Annotated in this window: 20 protein-coding genes; 13 read left to right on the forward strand and 7 right to left on the reverse strand. The window is 40.2% G+C overall.

The genetic code is table 11. The features are described from left to right. Positions 1–16: 16 nt before the first annotated feature. The 6 genes from OGM63_RS24725 (at position 17) to OGM63_RS24750 (ending at position 10,335) form a co-directional block, all read left to right on the forward strand. Positions 17–4,093 (forward strand): non-ribosomal peptide synthetase, encoded by a 4,077-nt coding sequence (locus OGM63_RS24725; protein WP_263748324.1) that lies wholly within the window; start codon positions 17–19, stop codon positions 4,091–4,093. 26 nt (positions 4,094–4,119) lie between these two features. After that, positions 4,120–5,493, forward strand: a complete 1,374-nt coding sequence (locus tag OGM63_RS24730; RefSeq protein ID WP_263748325.1) for a cytochrome P450 — start codon at positions 4,120–4,122, stop codon at positions 5,491–5,493. 12 nt (positions 5,494–5,505) lie between these two features. Beyond that, entirely contained in the window at positions 5,506–6,879 is a 1,374-nt protein-coding gene (locus OGM63_RS24735; protein ID WP_263748326.1) for a cytochrome P450, read from the forward strand. A 200-nt stretch (positions 6,880–7,079) separates the two neighbouring features. Next, a complete protein-coding gene (locus OGM63_RS24740; protein WP_263748327.1) occupies positions 7,080–8,384 on the forward strand; it encodes an MATE family efflux transporter in 1,305 nt (434 codons plus the stop codon). 29 nt (positions 8,385–8,413) lie between these two features. Then, a complete protein-coding gene (locus tag OGM63_RS24745) occupies positions 8,414–9,286 on the forward strand; it encodes an SDR family oxidoreductase (RefSeq protein WP_263748328.1) in 873 nt (290 codons plus the stop codon). 14 nt (positions 9,287–9,300) lie between these two features. After that, on the forward strand, positions 9,301–10,335 hold the full coding sequence (locus tag OGM63_RS24750) for a methyltransferase (RefSeq protein ID WP_263748329.1): 1,035 nt from the start codon (positions 9,301–9,303) through the stop codon (positions 10,333–10,335). 169 nt (positions 10,336–10,504) lie between these two features. Here the strand turns inward: OGM63_RS24750 and OGM63_RS24755 are convergent, their stop codons facing one another. Continuing rightward, a complete protein-coding gene (locus OGM63_RS24755) occupies positions 10,505–11,023 on the reverse strand; it encodes a hypothetical protein (protein WP_263748330.1) in 519 nt (172 codons plus the stop codon). A 399-nt stretch (positions 11,024–11,422) separates the two neighbouring features. Between OGM63_RS24755 and OGM63_RS24760 the strand changes: the two genes are divergently transcribed. Then, positions 11,423–11,665, forward strand: coding sequence for a Uma2 family endonuclease (locus OGM63_RS24760; RefSeq protein WP_318528543.1), 243 nt, complete (start codon positions 11,423–11,425; stop codon positions 11,663–11,665). A gap of 149 nt (positions 11,666–11,814) precedes the next feature. Here the strand turns inward: OGM63_RS24760 and OGM63_RS24765 are convergent, their stop codons facing one another. The 5 genes from OGM63_RS24765 to OGM63_RS24785 are packed head-to-tail and all read right to left on the reverse strand — an operon-like array spanning position 11,815 to position 13,084. Beyond that, positions 11,815–11,994 (reverse strand): hypothetical protein, encoded by a 180-nt coding sequence (locus OGM63_RS24765; RefSeq protein ID WP_263748331.1) that lies wholly within the window; start codon positions 11,992–11,994, stop codon positions 11,815–11,817. Between the two features lie 3 nt (positions 11,995–11,997). Next, on the reverse strand, positions 11,998–12,306 hold the full coding sequence (locus OGM63_RS24770; RefSeq protein ID WP_263748332.1) for a hypothetical protein: 309 nt from the start codon (positions 12,304–12,306) through the stop codon (positions 11,998–12,000). Positions 12,307–12,311: 5 nt separating this feature from the next. After that, the gene (locus OGM63_RS24775; protein WP_263748334.1) at positions 12,312–12,476 is read right to left on the reverse strand and encodes a hypothetical protein; all 165 of its coding nucleotides are present in this window, start codon (positions 12,474–12,476) and stop codon (positions 12,312–12,314) included. Then, positions 12,476–12,784 carry a hypothetical protein gene (locus OGM63_RS24780; RefSeq protein WP_263748336.1) on the reverse strand — a complete coding sequence of 103 codons (309 nt, stop codon included), beginning with the start codon at positions 12,782–12,784 and terminating at the stop codon, positions 12,476–12,478. The genes OGM63_RS24775 and OGM63_RS24780 overlap by 1 nt, the downstream gene beginning before the upstream one ends. A 39-nt stretch (positions 12,785–12,823) precedes the next feature. Next, entirely contained in the window at positions 12,824–13,084 is a 261-nt protein-coding gene (locus tag OGM63_RS24785; protein WP_263748337.1) for a hypothetical protein, read from the reverse strand. Here OGM63_RS24785 and OGM63_RS24790 point away from each other — a divergent pair. The 6 genes from OGM63_RS24790 (at position 13,055) to OGM63_RS24815 (ending at position 16,177) form a co-directional block, all read left to right on the forward strand. Beyond that, positions 13,055–13,702, forward strand: a complete 648-nt coding sequence (locus OGM63_RS24790; protein WP_263748338.1) for a hypothetical protein — start codon at positions 13,055–13,057, stop codon at positions 13,700–13,702. The two genes, OGM63_RS24785 and OGM63_RS24790, sit on opposite strands and share 30 nt — an antisense overlap. A gap of 157 nt (positions 13,703–13,859) precedes the next feature. Continuing rightward, positions 13,860–14,486 (forward strand): hypothetical protein, encoded by a 627-nt coding sequence (locus OGM63_RS24795; RefSeq protein ID WP_263748339.1) that lies wholly within the window; start codon positions 13,860–13,862, stop codon positions 14,484–14,486. 17 nt (positions 14,487–14,503) lie between these two features. After that, positions 14,504–14,839, forward strand: coding sequence for a hypothetical protein (locus OGM63_RS24800; protein ID WP_263748340.1), 336 nt, complete (start codon positions 14,504–14,506; stop codon positions 14,837–14,839). Continuing rightward, entirely contained in the window at positions 14,781–15,140 is a 360-nt protein-coding gene (locus tag OGM63_RS24805; RefSeq protein ID WP_263748341.1) for a hypothetical protein, read from the forward strand. The genes OGM63_RS24800 and OGM63_RS24805 overlap by 59 nt, the downstream gene beginning before the upstream one ends. Positions 15,141–15,372: 232 nt before the next feature. Beyond that, the gene (locus OGM63_RS24810; protein WP_263748342.1) at positions 15,373–15,918 is read left to right on the forward strand and encodes a hypothetical protein; all 546 of its coding nucleotides are present in this window, start codon (positions 15,373–15,375) and stop codon (positions 15,916–15,918) included. Further along, entirely contained in the window at positions 15,905–16,177 is a 273-nt protein-coding gene (locus OGM63_RS24815) for a hypothetical protein (protein ID WP_263748343.1), read from the forward strand. Before OGM63_RS24810 ends, OGM63_RS24815 begins: the two co-directional genes overlap by 14 nt. Before the next feature lie 63 nt (positions 16,178–16,240). Here OGM63_RS24815 and OGM63_RS24820 read toward each other — a convergent pair whose 3' ends face one another. Then, complete coding sequence (locus tag OGM63_RS24820) at positions 16,241–16,474, reverse strand: hypothetical protein (RefSeq protein ID WP_263748344.1); 234 nt, start codon at positions 16,472–16,474, stop codon at positions 16,241–16,243. Positions 16,475–16,738 lie beyond the last annotated feature (264 nt).

Consider the following 16,738-nt stretch of genomic DNA (forward strand, 5'->3'; position numbering starts at 1 on the left):
CGTTCTCATAAAAATTATGGATAACTTCACCTTATCACCTACGAAAAAAGCTCTGTTAGAAAAATGGAAAAAAGGTCAATTTCAAACAGAAATAATTTCCAAACGCCAAGGCTCCAAATCACTCCCATTATCTTTTTCTCAACAAAGACTATGGTTTATTAATCAACTTTATCACGGTAGTTCTTTCTATCATGTTTCCAGTGCTTTACATTTAACTGGCTTGCTTAATTTACAAGCACTCCAGCAAAGCCTTGACGAAATTATCAGGCGACACGAAGCATGGCGGACAATCTTTGTTACAGGAGATGAGCAGCCAATACAGATAGTTTTACCCCCATTTAATTGGGAATTACCTATCATTCATATTGAGCATTTATCAAGGAAAAATTGGGAAGAAGAAGTTAAAAAAATCGCTATTAAAGAAGCTCAAAAACCTTTCATTTTAGCTGAACTACCATTATTCAGAGCAACTTTACTGTGCTTGAATGAAGTAGAACATATATTACTTTTAACCATACATCATATAATCACAGATGGCTGGTCGATGGGCGTGTTCGCGCAGGAGTTAGCAACGCTATATGGTGCTTTTTGTGTGGGTAAACTTTCCCCTATTCCAGAAATACCGATTCAATATGCAGATTTTAGCATTTGGCAACGCGATCGCCTGCAAGGAGAACGGCTAAATAAGCAACTGAATTACTGGAAACAACAATTAGCTGGGAAGCTTCCCATCCTTCAGTTACCTATAGATTATCCCCGTCCGACTGTTGCGACTTTTAAAGGTGCGAAACAATACTTTACTTTATCTCTAGAATTAACAGCCGCATTAAATCAGTTGAGTCAGCAAGAAGGTTGTACTTTATTTATGACACTGCTGGCAGCATTTAATACTTTACTTTACCGCTACACAGCCCAAGAAGATATTTTAGTCGGTTCTTCTATTGCTAATCGTAACCGCGCCGAATTAGAAGGGTTACTTGGTTTATTTGTCAATAATTTAGTACTACGGAATAACTTAAGTGGGAATCCTAGTTTTCGAGAAATTTTAAATAGAGTGCGAGATGTAACTCTCAATGCTTACGCACATCAGGATTTACCTTTTGAAAAGTTAGTAGAAGAATTACAACCCGAACGAGATTTAAGCCGGAATCCTCTGTTTCAGGTCATGTTTATTCTCCAAAATGCACCCACTCCTGTGGAAGATTTTTCTGGCTTAAGTTTGCGAAATTTAGAAATTGATCATGGTACATCTGAATTTGATATTACTGTATCAATCTCGGAATTAGAACAAGAATTAACTGGATTTTGGGAATACAATACAGATGTATTTGATGCCATAACAATTCAAAGATTTATTGATAATTTTCAAATTTTACTAGAAAGTATTGTTGTCAATCCCCATCAAAACATTTCCAAATTACCATTACTTACAACCAAAGAACGAGAGCAATTATTAATAGACTGGAATAATACTCAAGCCGATTATCCTGATAACGCATCTTTGCATGAATTATTTGAGCAACAAGTTGAGCGATCGCCTGATGCTTTAGCATTAATTAGTCAGTCAGAGCAGGTAACTTATCAACAACTCAACCAAAAAGTCAATCAGCTTACTCATTACTTAACAAACTTGGGAGTCACAACTGAAACTATTGTGGCTATATGTCTAGAACGCTCTGTAGAGATGATAGTAGCGATTCTAGCCATTTTGAAAGCTGGTGGTGCTTATTTACCCTTAGACCCGAATTATCCAGTGGAACGCCTTCAATTTATGTTGGCTGATTCTCAAGCTTCGTTGATGATTAGTCACACATCATTAATTCATAGTTTGGGAGAAGTAAGCGCGATGGCGTTAGATACAGAATGGGATACTATTCAACAAGAAAGTCAAGAAAACCCCGTCAGTACATCTGGAGAAAATAATCTCGCTTATGTGATTTACACCTCCGGTTCAACGGGAACCCCTAAAGGTGTCTTGGGGACGCATCGTGGTACAGTCAACGGTTTACACTGGCTATGGAAAACCCATCCTTTCGCAACTGGGGAAATATGTTGTCAGAAAACAGCAATTAGTTTTGTAGATTCAGTCTGGGAAATTTTTGCACCCTTATTGCAAGGTATTCCCACCGTGATTATCCCCGATGCGATCGCCAAAGACCCACAACTTTTCCTCGCAACTTTAGCTAATTACCAAATTTCGCGTCTTGTACTTGTTCCTTCATTATTGCGCCTACTCCTAGATAATTACCCACACCTCATACAAAATTTATCTCATCTGCAACTTTGGATTGCGAGTGGAGAAGCACTAACTATTGATGTAGTCAAAACTTTTCGACAGTTATTACCAAATGCGAAATTAATTAATCTTTATGGCTCTTCAGAAGTATCTGCAAATGTCACTTATTACGACACAAGTTTATTGAGTGAGACATCTTCCACAGTTCCCATCGGCAAACCTATAGATAATATACAAGCATATATCTTAGACAATTATTTACAGCTTGTTCCCATTGGTGTAGTTGGAGAATTATATATTGGCGGTGATGGATTAGCCAGGAGTTATTTACATCGTCCAGAACTAACCCAAGAAAACTTTATTAATAACCCATTTTTACCAGGAACTAAACTTTTTAAAACTGGTGATTTTGTCCGCTATAAAAATCATGGTCAATTAGAATATTTTGGTCGTCATGATGACCAAATAAAAATTCGTGGCTTGCGTGTAGAATTGGGAGAAATTGCGACGGCGATCGCGCAATATCCATCTGTGCAAAATGCTGTTGTCATCGCTCATAATGATGCTCAAGATGATAAATCTTTAATTGCTTATGTAGCCACCCAACAAAAAGATATTATCCCCCAATTACAAGCATATTTACAGCAGAAACTACCAAATTTCATGCTACCATCTGCTTTTGTTTTATTGGATGAAATACCACTGACACCAAATGGAAAAGTAGATAAAAAAGCACTACCAACTCATGAGTTAATTCGCCCCAAAATCAATAAATCTTACATTCCAGCTAAAACTTTTACAGAACTAGCATTAGTGAAAATTTGGGAGCAACTTCTCAACACTAGCCCCATCGGAATTACAGATAACTTTTTTGAATTGGGCGGACATTCATTTTTAGCTGTACGCTTAGTTGCACAAATTTACGAGCTATTTGGACATAACCTGAGCCTATCTACTCTCTTTGAAAATACAACAATTGAAAAACTCGCAACAATTGTCAGTCAACCAGCCAGTTTAGGTGTAAATTCTCCCTTAGTAGCAATTCAATCTTCTGGTTTATATCGTCCTTTTTTCTGTGTCCATGCAGCCGGAGGAGATGTCAATAATTATCTTATTCTTTCCAGGAAATTGGGCAGAGAGCAACCATTTTATGCCCTAGAACAACCAGCAAACCGACAAGATTTTCATTCCCTTTCTGTAGAAGAAACGGCAGCTTACTATATCAAAGAAATTCGTACTCTACAGCCTCAAGGTCATTATCTTTTAGGAGGTTGGTGTTACGGTGGTATCATTGCTTTTGAAATGGCACAACAACTAAAAAGAGAAAATGAAACGGTTGATTTACTAGTAGTAATTGACGCAATCTTACCCAAAACTATCATTCAATCTGATAAAAATGATGATGCCAAATTAGTCTTGCGTTTAGCTGAAGCAATCAAAAATTGGTTCAATATAGAATTTTTCGTTTCCTATAATGAACTGCGAGATTTCCCACTAGATGAGCAATTCCATTTGTTATTTAGCAAAGCAAATCTCAAAATTAGCGATACAGAGATGGCGCAACATTTGCAAAGTTACAAACTTTTCAAAGCGCATATCCAAGCCATGCGAAATTATGTTCCTCAAATTTATCCCGATGAAATTACATTATTCAAAGCCAGCGAAATCATTACCCACGACTTTGAAAGTCACGAATTCCATACAGATGATCCCTTATTAGGTTGGGGTAAATATTCTCCAAAACCCATCAACATGATTGAGATTCCCGGCAATCATTTTTCTATCTTTAATGAACCTTACGTCCAAGAGTTAGCCAGTCAATTAAAACAATCTCTCATTCATGCTCAAAAATTATAAATTATCTGCTCTATACGAGATTAAATATGAAAATACCTGAAGTAAGTATTCCTCTCTGGCTCAATATTCTGAAAATAGCCAACGACCCCTTAAATCATCTTGATGCGATCGCTAAAAAATATGGTGATACTTTCATCATTAACTTCCCGGAAACACCCATAGTATTTGTGAGCGATCCCCAAGCCATAAAACAAATTTTTACCAATACAAAAGATATTAAAACTCCTGGTGAATTAAATGCCGAAATGGCATTAATCACTGGTAATCAAGGTCTATTGCAACTCGATGGCTCACGTCACAAACATCGGCGTAAATTAATGATGCCAGCTTTTCATGGTGTGAAAATGCAAGCTCAAGGAAAGCTAATTTGCGAACTGACAAAGCAAGTCATGGATAAATATTTAGCCAGCAAAACCTTCATTGCCTATCCCACCATTGAAGAGATTACCTTGCGAGTCAGTATGGAAGTTGTCTTGGGTTTAAGTGAGGGAGAACGCTATGAAAAACTCAAGTACCTACTTCCCAGCATACTCAAGTGTATGCGATCGCCCATCATGCAAATTACCTCTTTTGTGCCTTTTCTGCAAAAAGATTTAGGCAAGTGGAGTCCCTGGGGATACCTCATGCAATTGCGGCGAGAAATTTTTCAACTGCTTGACGCTGAAGTGCAAGAACGCCGTCAACAAGCAGACACCTCCCGCAGCGATATCCTATCTGAGTTAATATTTGCTCGTGATGAGATGGGTGAACTGATGACAGATGAAGAAGTCCGCGATTTGTTACTCTCACCCTTATTTGCGGCGCAAGATGCTTCCGCCGTTGCTATTACCTGGTTATTTTACTGGGTTCATCGCCAACCGAAAGTCCGCGAACAACTGCTGCAAGAACTTGCTACCCTTGGCGACTCACCCGATCCCCTCAGCATTGCCCAACTTCCTTATCTCAGTGCCGTTTGTAACGAAGTCCTACGAATTTATCCGGCGCAATTATTCACATTTCCCCGCCGAGTCGAATCACCAATTAAATTGATGGGCTATAACTTGAACCCAGGAACTCTAGTCATGGGCTGTATTTACCTCACCCATCAACGTCGAGATTTATACCCAAATCCCCAACAATTTCAACCAGAAAGGTTTCTGGAAAAACAATACACTCCTTACGAATTTTTTCCCTTTGGAGGCGGTGCGCGGGGATGTATTGGCGCAGCTTTCGCCGTATTTGAAATGAAACTGATATTAGCAACTATGCTTTCAAACTATCAACTCACATTAGTCAACAAACAACCAGAGCAGCCCAGATTTGAAGGTCTCATGTGCTACCCAGCTAGCGGTGTCAAAATGCAAATTGCTGCAAATACTCCCCGCACCTCTTTGGAAACCTCTGCACCCCTTTGCGTTTAAAAATAATCTATTATGAACCTACCTCCAGGTCCAAAACTCCCCGCTTGGTTGCTGAAAATGCAATTTACAGCCGATCCTCTGCGTTTTCTCGATCAAATGAAGCAACGCTATGGTGATACTTTCACCATCATGTCTGAATCTACACCCCTCATCTTTGTGGGTAATCCTCTGGGGATGAAGCAGATTTTTACCAATACCACAGAAATTATTGCTGCTGGAGAGTTAAACGAAGAAGCCGCACCCCTCGTGGGGAAAAATGGATTACTCCTGCTCGATGGTTTACGCCACCGATCCCGACGCAAACTTTTGATGTCTCCTTTGCACGGTAATAAGGTAAGAGTTTACGGAGAGCAAATTTGTGATGTGACCGAAAAAGTCATGAATCAACTACCCCTTGGCAAATCTTTTTTAGCCTACCCCACCATGCAAAAGATTACTCTGGAGGTAATTTTAAACACTTTATTTGGCTTACATCAAGGCGATCGCTACCAGCAATTGAAGCAACTACTGACTAGTTTAATGAATTATGCGCGATCGCCCTTTGTGGAAATCCCCCTATCCTTCCCCTTCTTGCAAAAAGATTTAGGACGCTGGAGTCCTTGGGGAAAATTTCGTTATTTGTGGCGACAATTTGACAAACTGATTTACGCCGAAATTAGCGATCGCCGTCACCAACCAAACCCTGATACTAATGATGTCCTTTCCGAGTTAATATTTGCCCGCAACGAAACTGGCGAATTATTAACCAATGAAGAAATCCGCGATTTATTTCCTTCATTATTATTTGGTGGTCGAGATGCTTCCGCAACAGCCATCACTTGGGCATTATACTGGCTTTACCGCGAGCTACAAGTTCGTGAAAAATTGCTCCTAGAAATCAACAGTCTGGGTGAATCTCCCAACCCAATGAGTATTGTTGAACTCCCTTATCTCAATGCTGTATGTAATGAAATCTTGCGGATTTATCCCACTCAATTTGTCACATTTCCCAGGATAGTAGAATCACCAACTCAATTAATGGGCTATAACTTGAGTCCTGGAGCTATCATCATCGGCTGTATTTATTTAACTCATCAAAACCCAGAGTTATATCCACAACCCCAACAATTCCGACCAGAACGGTTTCTAGAAAAACAATACTCTCCCTATGAATTTATGCCTTTTGGTGGCGGTGCTAGGCGTTGTCCTGGGGAAGCTTTAGCTTTGTTTGAAATGAAATTAGTATTAGCCACAATTCTCTCACACTATCAATTAGCACTGACCAATACACAACGAGAAAAACCCCAACCCCAAGGTGCAAATTATCCCCCAGCTAGTAGATTAAAGATGGTATTGTGTGAAATTCAGCAACATCAAGAACAGCAACCACAGGTAATTCGTTGTTAATTAAATTGATTACTCAAACATGGTTTTTAATACAAATTTTATGCAATTATACAAATTGAAAATACTTTATGCCTTGGTAACTACCAAAATTTATAAATACTAAGGCTTCCATACTGTCTTACAAATTAGCAACTAATATGACTACCGAAACACAATCAACAGTTACCCATGAAATACTCAATGGCAATCTAATTCAACTAATGATAAAATTAACTATTCCTGGCATTTTAGGAATGCTGTTGCTTGGTTTCAATAGTTTTTTAGATGCTTTATTTGCTGGACAACTAATTGGTGAAACTGCGTTAGCAGGCATCTCTTTGGCAGTACCGCTTACTTCTATTGTTATTGGTTGCGCCCATTTGGTAGGAGTAGGTTCTGCCTCAGTTCTGAGTCGAGCTATTGGTTCAGAAGATACCAGAACTAAGTCAAGGATTTTTGGTACTTTAGTAATCATGAGCGTGATTATTGCCTTCTTTATCACCCTTTTAGGTTACTTTTTTAGTGATACATTAATTGCTTTTATGGGTGGAGAGGGGAAAGTAGGAGCTGCTGGTGCAGAATATTTTAAAATTTACACCCTCGGTTCAGTATTTTATATCTTAGCCGTTGCTTCTAGTCAGTTGATTAAATCAGAAGGCAAAATTCGTTTAGCCATGATTTTTGCAGGTATTTTTGCTGTTCTTGATGCTATTTTAAATCCTATATTTATTAGTGTTTTTCACTGGGGGATTGCAGGAGTAGCTTCTTCTACAGTTGTTTCTATGATGATTTATAGTCTTTTGAATATTAGCTATTTTCTCTCTAATAAAAGTTCTGTTCCTGTGAGTCCGAAGAATTGGACTTTAGCAATAGACTTACTACCAGCAATTTTATCAGTAGGATTTACAGCCCTATTAATGGAAATTATTAGCTTGGTAGAACAGTCTGTAATTTTTAAATCTATTGCTCAACATGGCAGTGATCATGATATTGCTGTTGCTGGTGCGACTCTGAGAATATATGCTTTAGCTTTTATTCCTGTAGAAGGTTTTGTACAAGCTTTACAACCAATAATCGGTATAAATTATGGAGCAGAAAACTATTACAGGCTCAAACAAGCTTATTTCACATTTTGCATCGGCGCAACACTATTCTTAGGATTAATTTGGCTACCTTTACAATTCTTCCCATCTACATTTCTCAGCATATTGTTACCATCTGTAGAATTTAGTGGTGATGATTTATTGAATTTTAAAATTGTGAGTTTATTACTCTTAATTTTACCTTTGGGATTTTGTAGTGTAACTTTCTTCCAATCCATCGGGAATAGTAAAGCCGCAGGTTTACTAATTTTGGCTAAAACCCTTTTCTTTCTCGTTCCATTTGTATTGATACTATCGGCATATTTAGGTGTAAGAGGTGTATATTATGGAATGTTATTGACAGATATTTTGGTAGTTATAATTTCTGTATTAATTACTGGACTAGAGTTTAAAAAGCTCAGTAATCAAACCCGCATAGTATAAATATAAAAATAGAATAAGTAGAAAAATATATGAATCAAAAAAGTAAAGGTGCGATAGTCATTACAGGAGCATCTACAGGAGTTGGTAAAGCAACTGCACTCTTGTTAGAACGGCAAGGATATCAAGTATTTGCGGGGGTTCGTCAACAAAAAGATGCTGAATCACTTAAGTTAAATTCATCGGGTAATTTAATACCAATTATTCTTGATGTCACCAAAATAGAAGAAATTAAATCTGCCGCAGAAATTGTGGAATTAGCCGTTGGTGAAACAGGATTATGGGGGTTAGTAAATAATGCCGGAATATTAGTAGATGGTCCATTAGAATATTTAGACATCGATGAGCTAAGATGGCAATTTGAAGTTAATGTAATTGGGCAAGTAGCTGTTACCCAAGCTTTTTTACCAATGATTCGCCAAGCCAAGGGAAGAATTATTAATATTGGCTCTGTTTCTGGTAAAATTTCTTCACCATTCTTCTCTGCATTGTGTGCTTCTAAGTTCGCTTTAGAAGCCTTGAATGATGCTTTAAGAATGGAATTGCATCCTTGGGGAATTGAAGTAGTTTTAATTGAACCAGGCTCAATTGCTTCCACAGCACCAGACAAAGTAGAAGCAAGTTTGCAAAAAAAAATAGCTAATATGTCATCTATAGCTAGAGCTATGTACGGTGATATCTACAAGTTTTCTCTAGAGCAGTTAATCAAATCAAATCGCATGGGAATATCGCCAGAAGAAGTTGCAAATGTCATTCAAAAAGCCTTAAAAGTTAAGAAACCTAAAACTCGCTATTTCGTATCTAAAGAAAAGGTGATGTTAAATTTTCTCTTGATGTTGGCGAAAATTCTCCCAGACAGGGTTTGTGATGCGATTCAACTCCAAGAATTGGAATTAAAAAATTAGTAATGAGGTTAGTTATGACTTTATCAGAATCTAGATATGTACCGAGTAATGCACCATTTCAAATGTCTGCAATGGAATGGATACACGCTTATTGGATGTCGCGGTGTGTTTATGTAGTGGCTAAACTTGGCATTGCAGATTTACTTCAGGAAAGCCCTCAGAACTGCGATACTTTGGCAACTCTTACCAACACCAATGGTGATGCACTTTATCGGATATTGCGAGCCTTAGCAAGTGTTGGCATTTTTGCAGAAGTTAAACCGCGTTATTTTGGGTTAACTCCATTAGCAGATAATTTACAAAGTAACCACCCTGAGTCGGTTCGGGCTATGGCAATTTTAAGGGGTGAGGAGCATTATTACAAAGCTTGGGGCGATTTGATGTACAGTTTACAGACTGGAGAAAGTGCTTTTGAGCGTTTGTATGGCATGGATTTATTTCAGTACAATGACCAAGATTCTACCCAAGGTGAAATTTTTGACCGCGCAATGGCAGAGTCTCAAGAGGAAAATGCTTTAGTATTAGAGGCTTATGATTTTTCCTCTATTGATAAGTTGGTTGATATTGGTGGCGGTAAAGGTCATTTACTAGCTACCGTTCTCCAAGCCTACCCTAGGATAACAGGGATACTATTTGACCGTCCAGATGTAGTTGAGCGAGCTAAAAACTCTTGGGATTCAGCTTTGAGAAATCGCTGCGAATTTATCGGGGGAAGTTTCTTTGAGACTATTCCCATAGAAGCAGATGCTTATATCTTCAAGCATATTATCCAAGACTGGGACGATGAGCGATCGCTCACCATTCTGCAACGCTGTCATCAAGCCATGAAAGCACAAGATAGATTGTTGGTAATAGACTTTGTAATTCCACCAGGAAACGAGTTTTATGGCAGTAAGTTTATAGACGTAAATATGTTGGTTATGTGTCCTGGTGGACGCATCCGCACAGAAGAAGAATTTCAAGAGCTATTTAAAGCCGCAGGGTTCATAATAACTAAAATTATCCCAACTGAATCGGAGGTAAGCATTATTGAAGCAGTTAGGAATTGAAGAATCATGGCTGGACACTGACTTATACACAGCAAGCCGCCCCTAGGTAGCGCATCAGACCAAACTCTGGCTATTTTAGCACTTACGGAAATACTCAACCCACCCCTGGGTAATTGGGAAATTACCCGTGGATTATATCCAATTCAATAGTTCATAAGTACTATACTTGTCACTGGTGGACACCAATAACACGACTTTGCCATGCCTGGTAAATCACGTTCCGTTCATCTTTCGGCTGGATAAACTGATACACTCTTTCGCGCTTATCTCTACTCCCCATCCTGCTAACGTAGGATAACTTCAACCCCAATTTACTCAGCAACCTCTGGATAATAGCAATCCCGCTCAACCCCTCAGAAACAGAAACCCCCAAATAGTCGCGGATAAAATACCGATGCTGGACAGCCAAAGCCTTCAACTTCTGCAACTCTACATCAGAACCGCGAAACATTATCCCTGGCGTGAGGAAATAACGAATATTTAATTCTTCTAACAACAATACAGCAGGCAATAACTGCCCACGGTTAAAATCTGGCTTCCAAAGGGCATTTTCCCCTGCCTCCATTTGAGCTTTTGCCTTGGAGCGATCGCGTTCTGCAAGATATTCCCGTCCCATCGTGATAAAATAATGCAACCGCAATTGAGGATACCAGTTGTCATCATCTTTCTCAACAAGCCCATCTGTCACCTCAACCCCGTAACGCTCTTTAAGTAATGCTTTTCGCTCCTGGTATCGTTCAGTTTTAGTTTTGGCTTTTTTGTCTTGTAATTTCTTAAATACTCGTAAGGTGTTCTACCTTCGAGGGATTTGACATTGAGATGGAAAATTTCTTGATCAACTTGGAGCAAGAACAATCAAAATTGCCCCTTCTTCTACAGGATTTGACATTGAGATGGAAAATTTCTTGATCAACTCCACTTTCAAGCCATTCTTGAAAGTGTTGGGATTCTGCGTATGAAATAGCGAGCGCGTTCATATCCCCCTCCAATTTATGAGCTATTTGGCATAGGTGCATGAAAATTGAGCGGCAAATTGAAGATATGCCGCGCTTTAAGTTATTCATGCTAGTTCAATCAAATTTTTCACATCCTTGCGGATAAATATAGCTATCGCACAAGCCAGAAACGCAAAAAAGGTGGAAAATCCCGGAGAAGCTATGCTGTTTGGGAAGAAAACGAGGTAGTGCCGATATTAGCCTTAGAAATGGTATCCCACACTCCAGGGGACGAATACGACGAGAAATTGGAAATATATCAGAAACTTGGCGTACTTTACTACATTATTTATAATCCAGAATTTTGGTTGCGCGATCGCCATCAACCATTTTAAGTTTACAAATTGGTAGATGAGAATTATCGACTACAAATTGGGGAACCATTATGGATGCCAGAAAGAAGAAGCTTTTTTAGTTGCCTAGATTTAGAATTATTGGCTTGTTTTTATGTAGCAAATCAATTTCTCAGAGTCAGCCAAGAAGACTATCTAGAATCCCCAGAGCGTTTCGCCTCAGGCAGCATTTGACCGAGGTATCCCCCGACACCGACTTTCGCCAAGTCCCCAAAGGTTGGGCGGAAGTTGTGGTCTGCGATCGCCAGCACCAAGGCTCCGATTACCAAAATAATTACAACCACAGAGCGAACGGTAATACGTAACGGCATTTATTAGCCCTCACCCGATTTTGGCTTGTATCTCAATTCAAGTTTTAACTCCTTAATTTCATCCCAAAGCCGACCAGACTTATGGTCAATTTTTTCCTCCAGTGCGCGCAATAGATAATCCACCTGCTCCTTCCGTTCTGCGTAAATCGCACAATGTAACGCAAGGCTTCGCTCTAAAAGGTTTATTCGCTCGCTAACTGACTCTTTTAAATCTTCAATTGCATCGTAAATTGCAGCCTCAACCTGAAATAATCGGTAAACGACTACCACCAGTGCCACAAGAGCCAAAAGAATATCAAGATTATTTTTCATTAATTTTAAAATAACAAAGTTATATTTTTTAAAGGCGCGGTCATTTGTCCGCCTGGATCAAAATTAAAATTTTGAAACTGAGCTTTAGATTTCAACTCAGGCTCTTGAAATCCAAAGTTAAATCCAGGTTTTTGGGCTTGAAAAGGTTGTTGCTCCGGTTGCCCAAACATTAAGCAGCAGTCTTAAAGCTTGAAGGGATTTGTGCGTCAGATAAAGGTTGGGCATAAGTCCATATGTTATTAGCGCTAGCAAGATGATCCGGGCTAATAACTACAGAAAGTCGGATTAATGCGCGATGTTTGTTATCAGCTTCTACATAAAAAATTCCGCTTTGAGCAACTCTTTGACTATATCCAGGTGCCTCAAGTGCTGTGGCAGTTAAATTGATTGCAGATAAAGACATTCCTACCCAGACCGCTAACTTTTCTAAAGAATCGATATTGGAAGGAATATCTGTAGCTGGATTTAAAGCGGTCATAGTTTTGGAAAATAAAAATATAAATCTGTTTTAATCGTCTCAGATTAATTTCTTAATTTCCTGGGGAGATTGATTCCGTGCGATCGCCCTCACCACCGCTTGATAGTTTCCCAAAGCTTTGAGCGATCGCACGGAGCCTATATGGCACCGACGAATTTTGCGTCCCTCCATCCAGCAGTAACGCCAATAGTAATATTTTTTCTGGTTGCGTTCCACCCAATATTCTTCAGTGGAAAGAAGTATTGAGAAGCGATCGCGCAAGCTTAGGGTTTGAACATTGATCCGGTCTTGCGGCTGCACGCTGATTGGCTTTGCGATATTGCTTTAATCGAGCAGCGGATAGAAAAAGATATTGCTTGGCTACTAACTGATGACGGCTTCAAAATCTATAACCAGATTTTTGACTTATTTGGTTTTGGGTTACGAGTGCGATCGCGCTTGCTGAGTCGCATTTATCCCTTTGAGGCTTTTTTAAGTGCCGATGGCAAACCACTGATTGAGCATGAAGTCAGAGAAGTTAAAAAAGTTGAAAAGGAACGCCGGGACGGGGTGAATGTAATTAAAGCTTTTCCCGGAGATATCAAACGACGCGATGCATTTAAAATGAGAATCGGTATGGGGACAGTGCTGGAGCAGTCTGGTGATGAGTTGATTGAAAAAGCATCAGGTTCAGCGCTGTGTCGAATGGCGTTGTGGCAGTATGTTTTGTGCCAAGTGGAAACTGGGAAATTAAAACCAAACTCAGTTACAAAGCGACTTCTAGACTATAAGGATAGTTTAAAGAATCTGACAACCCCTCAAGGCAAGCAGCTACTCAACGGTAAGCACTTGCAGGGTAAACTTATGGCGAAAGTCGCGAATATGCTTTTTGACGAATTGGTGACTGTGCGATCGCGCACCCAACTAACAACTAACTAGAGTGAAGAAGTAGTCTGTAGGGGAGGCTTGAAATTATACCTGCGAGAAGTTAGATGCACTGAGTTGTATAAATTCCTGACTGAGTTTTTAACACTAGAGGAGCAAGACTATTTTTTTGTAAAAATTCTAATTGAAAAATTAAAAGAGGAACAAAGCAATGAATCTGTCAACAGCAGTGCAGCAGCTTGAAATTTCAATTTCTGATTTCAAAGCAATTTGTCAAGTTTTAGATATTGACATCACTGACAACTCAACTAGCAATGAAAGCTTCCTCAAGGTAAAGGCATTCATCGCAGCTTGTAAAGAAAAGAGTGTGAGTATTGCTGAGGGTATTCAAGAATTGTTGAATTTGAAAAGTGAAGCCCAAACCCAACAACAAATAATGGGTGAAAGATTTAACCTGGATGAGTTTTTCAAACAGCGTATTGGTGTTGACCCCCAACAACTAAATCCTGGCGGCTACCATTTCGATTTGTACCAACTCCTTCTTAAATCGGAGTCAATTTCTCAAGTTGGTTATGCGCTATTTAGAGAAGCTTTCCTGCGTCAAACCCAGGACTTAATTATGAATGGGGTGGGAGAATCTGAAATCCATCAAAATCAAACAGTTGGTGGTTTTGATAACGTTTTTGGAGATATTGAAGCGGAGTTTGAACGCAATTTTTTGGGAACTTCGGTGAATTGGGGAAAAGGAGAACACCCGATGTTGGCAGCATCCAAGCAAGCATCCCTACCAGAGGCACAAAACAAGAGTACATCACAGTCCTCTTCGCAGAAGAAATAGTTGATGCTGTCCCAAAATTGGCAACTCAGACTGTACAAGTATTAGCACCAACAATTAATCAAGTTGTAATCACTGATCGCCAAACAGTCACAAATGTTATGACCGAGGGTGGAGTTGTTGCGACGATTGCAGCGATTACGACAACAAGCACAGTTGCGATGATTGCGATCGCCATAACCTCTCCCCCAAAACCAGTTTTCTTGAAGATTATGGCTGCGGGGATTGGTGGGGTTATTTTAGGAAGTATTTTAGCAACACTAATTCTTCGGCACTACAGAAAGGAGATTTTGAGGAATGATGCAATCCCAACATCCACCGTCAAATTATCAAAACAATCAACAAAATTTAGATGATTTTGATTCCGTCTGGGTGCCGAATCCGCTTGGGCAAACGTCTGTAAATTCCTCTCCCACAGGATTAATCGACATCATCAAATCGGGGAGTTTGGATTCCTTACTAACTAATCCTTGGTTGGTATCGATATTTGTGGCAACGGTAATTTCCATTGCGATCGCCACTATTGCAACAGTATTAGCTGGTCAACGTTCAACAGAACTGACTCCTGAACAGCAAGCACAGCGGTTTACGAAAACACTGTTGGTATTGTCGGGAAAGAAAAAGGAAGCGGCAAAACATCCAAACTGGGCTATTTAATCGGCGAACACATCAAACTCGGTCATTTGGTATGGATGGTTAATCCCTTTGCAAAGGGTCAACATTGGAAGGGAATTAAGGTGTTTGGACGGGGTTATAATTTCCTCGAAGCGACTAACGCCATCCGCGAATTTACTCGCATTGCGTTTTGGAGAATTGCTGAGGCTGGCGATGAAACAAAGGAATACGAACCCTTTGAGGACTACCATTTGAATCTTGCCCCTCTTATGAAATGTCCAATTATTCCAGTGAAATCGATGCTATTGATTCGACTGTAATGCCCAAATTCTGGGAAGCAGTGGTGCAATTTTTGAGACAAGCAAATATCCCCGTATCCTTCTTTGTGGACACCAATTATGTTGGCGCAGCCTCTCGTAGAGAAGAAGTTGATGATGACTACAACTACAGCGATCGCTCCCACAACAATCGTTGGCACAACCGCGCTTATCGTGCTGGCAGATATGCCAGGAATGCTTACGATTGCGGGCAAAACTACAGTCGCGGGATTACACCAGCGATGGAAAATGGGGCGAGTGCTGCGATCGCAACTCTAGGCACTGTAGCAAATCACACTAATCCTTTCCGTCCCTGGCGTTGGCGAAGCCTCTCGAAGAGAATCGTTTGCGTTCTGGAGCATGGGTATTGGAACTTTAGTAGTTGGCGGATGGGTGGCTCAATTTTTCCTGGGTGGAGTGATTGCCACTCGCAATCCCCGACAATTACCCCAGAACGCACCAACCGCAGTCAGATTTGGTCATGGTGTTGTGAATGCTGGTAAACCTGTGACAACTGGAGTGTGGAATGGATTTGGACAAGTTGCCCTAGGTGCAGGGGATAGTTTGGATAGGGCAGTGCGTTTGCAAACCGTTGATTCCGATAACTGGCAGCAACCACCAGTTACAGTAAGACGACAGCAGCAACCAACTACTACTTTACCGTTGACCAATTGGACTGGTGATGGCAGCTATCACAGGACTTACGCAACTGTCACAACCAAAGCGAATGGGAAGGGGTATGAAACGGTGACGCTTCAGTAGCGTAGTGGTTTCCATGTGAGGTTGGTGAGGAAATAAATCGGGTGTCTTAAGCGCAGGCGATCGCTATGCTGGGGCATACATCAACGGTTTTGGTTCCGAAGAATGGTCTGTAATGCCGACATTGCAGGACTTTCTCGGTTTCTGCTCCCACGAACGATTGCGGTTAGATTCCTTGACTTGCGACACCAAAGCAGCTTTAGAAACAATTAGGTTGCGTCTACGATTCTGGCTTTCATCACGGGTTGGGCAATCTTTATCACAACCCTCGACCTTCCGCAGCGATGCGCGTTTACTCATTTTTGCCTTGCGTAATTTATCCAACGATGAAGATGCAGCAATTTTAAGTTTGAGTGCTTATAGTGCTGAGACCTATGAGCAAAAGTCACAGATGCATGGGACAAGTAGGTTAGAGTTGGGTATCATTGATGACCTAGGAACAAGTAAAGAGCCTAAAGCCAGAAGACTTTAAACGTTTGTGTGGTGTACGTCCAGAGACTTTTAGCCAGATATTAGCAATGGGTGCGATCGCACAGTCAGCCGAAACAAAAAACAGGACGGCCA

The organism is Plectonema radiosum NIES-515, assembly GCF_025753815.1.
Lineage (GTDB): Bacteria > Cyanobacteriota > Cyanobacteriia > Cyanobacteriales > Nostocaceae > Hassallia > Hassallia radiosum_A.